Here is a 5,494-nt window from a genome sequence, read left to right as displayed (position 1 = left end):
GTGCTGTCCCACCACGGCGGCGCCCCCCACCCCCAGCCCCGCCCGTAACAGCCCTCTCCGGCTCATTCTCCGGGTCACATCCATGACTTTCCCCTCCGTGGGTGACGGCCGTCGCCGCTGTCGCGGCTGTCCCGCGAATCAGCGATTCTGCTGGGAATCTGCCGGGAGGGAAGAGTTCCGGCAAGACCGCATCCACATGCCCCGATTTGCCGGAACTCATGGCATGCGTAGCATTTTGTCGTGGTGCGGATACGGATACCGGACGGCCCGCCGCGGCTCGCGGCGGGCCCACTGGACTGGTCCCTGGTGAGCGGATGGATCCCGCTCGCCGTCCTGGCCGTCGGCCTCTGCGCCCTCGCCGCCCTGTTCTTCTCCCGGCGGCGCGTGTGGTGGGCCCGCTGGGCTCCTGCGGCCGTGGTGCTCGCCGCCCTGCTCACCCTGCTCCTCCAGGTGGCCGTCGACGACTGGCTCCAGCCCTTCCCCGACCCCCTGCCGACGGAGGTCGTCCTCTGGGCGGGCGTCGCCGCCCTCGGCCTGTGCCTCACCGCCTTCCGGCTGCCGCTGCTGCGGGCGCGGCACCGGTTCCCGGCCGTGCTCGCGGGGGCGCTCGTCGTCCTCATGGGCGCCTCGCAGATTAACCGCCACTTCGACCAGTACCCGACGGCCCGCAGCGCCCTCAACGCCTGGCTCCAGAAGACCACCCGCCTCTCCGAGGCCACCGGCACCGCCGGGCCCACCCTGTCCGTACCACCGGGCAAGGCGCTCTCCGAGGTGTGGCGGCCCCCCGAGGGCATGGCCGACACCGGCACGGTCTCCCGGACCGGCATCCCCGGCACCGTCTCGGGCTTCAGGGCCCGCGACGCGTACGTCTATCTGCCGCCCGCCTACCGGGCCACCCCGCGCCCGCTGCTGCCCGTGCTCGTCCTGATGGCCGGTCAGCCGGGCTCGCCCGACGACTGGATCAACTCCGGCCGGCTCGTCGAGATGATGAACGCCTTCGCCCGCGACCACCGCGGCCTGGCCCCCGTCGTCGCCGTCGTGGACCCGCTCGGCTCGCAGTTCGCCAACACCCTCTGCCTGGACTCCCGGCTGGGGAACGTCCAGACCTATCTCGCCACCGACGTCCCCGCCTGGATCCGCTCCCACCTCCAGGTCGCCACCGCCCGCACCTCCTGGGCCGTCTCCGGGCTCTCCTTCGGCGGCACCTGCTCCCTCCAGCTCGGCGTGAACGCACCCCAGGTCTACGGCGTCGTCAACGACATCTCCGGCCAGGAGGCGCCCACCCTCGGCAGCCGGCAGAAGACGATCGACAAGGCCTTCGGCGGGGACGCGGCCGCCTACGAGAGGGTGAACCCGCTGGATGTGCTGGCCCGGCAGCGCTTCCCCGGCACCAAGGCCGCCTTCGTCGCCGGCACCGACGACAGCACCTACCGGCCGCAGCAGCAAAAGGTCTACGACGCCGCCGTGAAGGCCGGGATGCGGGCCGAGTTCGTGCTGCTGCCCGGCGGCCACAGCTGGGCCGTCTGGCGCCCCGGCCTGGAGCGGCAACTGCCCTGGCTGGCCCGGGAGACGGGACTGATCCGGTGAGCGCGGCCGGCGGCAACGGCCCCGGCCCGGGCACCGGCACCGGCGGCCCGGCCGCCCCACCGCCCGTACCCGCTCCCGGCGACGTCCCAGGGGTGGGCGACAGCACCCACCCCTGGCGGGCCACCCTCGACCGGCTCCTCGCACCCGTCCGCCACGCCCCCTTCACCCTGGGCTTCCTCGCGGTGCTGTGGATCGTCGGCGCCGTCACCGGCTCCCTGGGCTCCGGCCCCCGGCCGCACCGCATGGAACGGATCGCCGTCGGCGTGCCCGCGCTCGCCGCCGGCCGCTGGTGGACCCCCGCCAGCTCCCTGCTGTGGTGCCCCGGGCTCGGCGCGTACCTCGGCTCGACCGTCATCGTGCTGCTCCTCGTCACCCCCGCCGAGCGGCGCCTGGGCGTCGCCCGGACCGCCGCCGCGCTCCTCGGCGGCCAGATCCTGGGCACCCTGCTCGGCGTGGGCGCGGTGAAGCTCGGCTCGCTGGCGGGCGAGCAGTGGCTGGACAGCCTCACCCAGGACCTGTCCGTCACCCCCACCGTGGGCGCCCTCGCCGTCGGAGCCGTCCTCAGCTACCGGCGCACCGCCCTGTGGCGCCGCCGGGTACGGCTCGGCATCGTCGCCTTCTCCCTCGTCATGGCCCTGTACGTGGGTCACCTCCAGGGCGTGCTGCGGCTCGGCGGCGCGGTGGCCGGGCTCGCCGCGGGCGCCCTGCTCCTCCGCCGCCGCGGCCCCCTGCGGCCGCTGCACTCCTCCCACACCGAGGCCCGGGTGCTCGTCGCCCTCGTCGTGGCCGCCGCCGCGATCGGGCCGATCGTCGCCATCCTCTACAAGGACGCCTACGGCCCCTTCAGCACCTTCAACGAGCTCTACGTCTCCACCCGGCCCAGCGCCCAGGACATCGCCGACGCCTGTGCCCAGTCCGCCCAGGACTGCCACGCCGTCCACGCCGTCCGCGGCTTCTACGACTCGCCCGCCATCGCCATGGCCGTCGTCGTCCCCGTCGTCCTCCTCGTCCTCGCCGAGGGGCTGCGCCGGGGGCTGCGGCTCGCCTGGGGCCTGGCCGTGCTGCTCCACCTCGGCTGGATCGCCCTGTTCGCCTACTGGCTGCACGACTTCCTCGGCAACCCCTCCGCGTACGGCGCCGAGCCCACCGAGCACGCCGACTACGTCCAGTACTTCGCCGAGCAGATGCTGCTGCCCGTCCTGGTCCTGCTGCTCCTCCTCGTCACCCGCAAACGCTTCGACCTGCGTCTGCCGCGCCGGGCCCTGGCGGGCCTGGCCGCCGTGACCGGCGGCGCCCTGCTGCTGGCCTCGGCCGCGTACGTGGGCATCGGCTGGGCCGTGCGCGACCAGTACGCCCCCGAGGCCGGCGCAGGCCGGCTGCTGAGCGGTCTGGTGTCGGAGTACCTGCCGCCCGCGTTCCTCGGCTACTTCACCGACTGGCCGGTGCCGGTCGGCGGCACGGCCGAGACCCTCTACCGCTACTGCGGGCTCCTGTTCTGGCTGGTGACCCTGATCGCGCTGCTGATCACCTTCCGCAGGCCCCGGCTCCACACCGACGCCGACGCGGCCGTGCGCGCCCGCGAACTGCTCGTCGCGCACGGCGGCTCGACGCTGTCGTACCTGACGACCTGGGACGGCAACTACTACTGGTTCGCCGCGAACGGCCGGACCGCCGTCGCCTACCGGGTCATCGCCACGGTGGCGCTGACCACCGGCGACCCCTTCGGCGTGCCGGAGGAGCGGGCGGACGCGGTGGGCGGCTTCGCCCGCTTCTGCGACGAGCGCGGCTGGACGCCCTGCTTCTACAGCGTCGGCGCCGCCACCCGCGAGGCCGCCGAGCGGCTGGGCTGGCGGTCGGTGCAGGTCGCCGAGGACACCGTGGTGCCGCTGCCCGACCTGGCGTTCACCGGCAAGAAGTGGCAGGACGTGCGCACGGCGCTGAACAAGGCGAAGAAGGAGGGCATCACCGCCGAGTGGTGGTCCTTCCCCGACGCCCCCGTCGCCGTCACCGACCAGATCCGGTCGATCTCCGAGGAGTGGGTCGCCGACAAGGGCCTGCCGGAGATGGACTTCACCCTGGGCGGCCTCGACGAGCTGGACGACCCGGCGGTGCGCTGCCTCCTCGCCGTCGACGCCGAGCACACCGTGCACGGCATCACCAGCTGGATGCCGGTGTACGAGGAGGGGAGGCCCGCCGGCTGGACGCTGGACTTCATGCGGCGCAGGGCGAACGGCTTCCGCGGCTCGATGGAGTTCCTGATCGCCTCGGCCGCGCTCGGCTTCAAGGAGGAGGGCGCCCGTTTCCTCAGCCTCTCCGGCGCCCCGCTCGCCCGCAAGGCCACCGAGGAGCCGCCGGTCGCCCTCCAGCGGGTCCTCGACTACGGCGGGAAGATGCTGGAGCCCGTCTACGGCTTCCGGTCGCTGCTCGCGTTCAAGGCGAAGTTCCAGCCGAGCTACCGCCCGATGTACATGGCCTACCCGGACCCGGCGGCCCTGCCCGCCATCACCCGGGCGGTCGGCAAGGCGTATCTGCCGCACTTGACGGCCGTCCAGGGGGTGCGGCTGGTGCGGCAGTTCTCGGCGTAGCTCTAGGCTCCTCGAGTGGCGCACGGGTGCCACGCAAGCCAGGGGTGACGGGCGAGAGGGGCCACGTGGCACACGAGAGCGGGATCGCTACGGCCAGGGACGCGGCGGACGACGGCCTGGTGCTGGCCTTCGGACGGCTCCAGGGGGCCGCGAACCGGCTGGAGTACATCCTGGGCCGGGCGATCGAGGAGGAGTGCGGGATCAGTCACCTGATGTTCGAGGTGCTGCTGATCCTGGGCCGGGCCGGGGAAGCGGGGCTGCCCATGCGGGCGATCGCCCAGGAGCGGGTGCTGAGCACGGGCGGGGTGACCCGGCTGGTGGACCGGATGGAGGCGGCGGGCCTGGTGGTCCGGGACGCCGACCCCGGCGACCGGCGGGGCCGGCTGGTCCGGCTGACCCCGGCGGGGGAGGCGACGGCGGTCCGGGCCGCCCGGATCCACCGGGAGAACATCCGCCGCTTCTTCCTGGAGCCGCTGCCGGAGGAGCACCGGGAGCGGTTCGCGGAGGATCTGAGGATCCTCAGCCACGCGGCGAGGGACGCGCTGCCGCGACTGCGCTGAGTGACACCCGGCGGGGGCCGGGGGCCGAAAGGAATATCTGACTGAGCAGATACTGTTGTGGCAGGTGAATCGCTCGTGTCACACCCTCCTGGAGGCACCCCCATGAAGCTCGTCTACGTCTTCGACGCCTACTGCGGCTGGTCCCACGGCTTCTCGGCCACGCTCACCGAGACCGCCCGGCGCCACCCGGAGCTGCCCGTGGAGGTCGTCTCCGGCGGACTGTTCACCGGTGCCCGCCGTGTGCCGATCCGTGAGTTCGGCTACGTCCAGGGCGCCAACGCGAAGATCGCGGAGCTGACGGGGGCGGAGTTCGGCGCGGCCTACGACCGGCTGATCGCGGACGGCTCCTTCGTCATGGACTCCGAGGCCGCCGCCCGCGGCATGGCCGCCCTGCGCCAGGCCGCCCCGGACCGCGCCGCCGAGCTGGCCGCCGCCCTCCAGGACGCCTTCTACGCGGACGGGCTCAGCCTCTCCCAGGAGAGCACCTACCGCACCGTCGCCGAGGCCGCCGGCCTCGACGCGGACGCCGTGGCCACCGCCTTCTCGGCCCCCGGCGCCGGCAAGGCCGCCCGCGCGGACTTCCGCCGCGCGGCCGAGTACGGCGTCCAGGGCTTCCCGACGCTGCTGGCCGTCGACGGCGAGCGCGTCACGGTCCTGGCCGTGGGCCACGCCACGGCCGGCCAGGTGAGCGAGCGCCTGGCGGCCGCGCGGGCGGCGTGAGAGCCGGCCCCTCGGGCGTTCGAGGAGCCGGGGGTCCGGGGG

Annotated in this window: 4 protein-coding genes; all 4 read left to right on the top strand. The window is 73.9% G+C overall.

The window, feature by feature from the left end:
• The first annotated feature begins 240 nt into the window (after positions 1-240).
• The 4 genes from K6I33_RS36455 to K6I33_RS31105 all read left to right on the top strand — a co-directional run bounded on the left by K6I33_RS36455 (position 241) and on the right by K6I33_RS31105 (position 5,452).
• Positions 241-1,587, top strand: a complete 1,347-nt coding sequence (locus K6I33_RS36455) for an esterase family protein (protein WP_229357894.1) — start codon at positions 241-243, stop codon at positions 1,585-1,587.
• Positions 1,584-4,172 (top strand): bifunctional lysylphosphatidylglycerol flippase/synthetase MprF, encoded by a 2,589-nt coding sequence (locus K6I33_RS36450; protein WP_229357893.1) that lies wholly within the window; start codon positions 1,584-1,586, stop codon positions 4,170-4,172. The genes K6I33_RS36455 and K6I33_RS36450 overlap by 4 nt, the downstream gene beginning before the upstream one ends.
• Positions 4,173-4,237: 65 nt before the next feature.
• On the top strand, positions 4,238-4,732 hold the full coding sequence (locus K6I33_RS31110) for a MarR family winged helix-turn-helix transcriptional regulator (protein ID WP_229357892.1): 495 nt from the start codon (positions 4,238-4,240) through the stop codon (positions 4,730-4,732).
• A gap of 102 nt (positions 4,733-4,834) precedes the next feature.
• Positions 4,835-5,452, top strand: a complete 618-nt coding sequence (locus K6I33_RS31105) for a DsbA family protein (RefSeq protein ID WP_229357891.1) — start codon at positions 4,835-4,837, stop codon at positions 5,450-5,452.
• Positions 5,453-5,494: the final 42 nt, after the last annotated feature.

The organism is Streptomyces sp. UNOB3_S3, assembly GCF_020740895.1.
GTDB lineage: Bacteria > Actinomycetota > Actinomycetes > Streptomycetales > Streptomycetaceae > Streptomyces.
The sequence above is the reverse complement of the archived record's forward strand: the minus strand, read 5'-3'. Positions and strand labels throughout refer to the sequence as shown.

What these genes read in the sequence shown, in the direction of transcription:
- K6I33_RS31105 (WP_229357891.1), top strand. Translation starts at nt 4,835, where the DNA reads ATGAAGCTCGTCTACGTCTTCGACGCCTACTGCGGCTGGTCCCACGGC.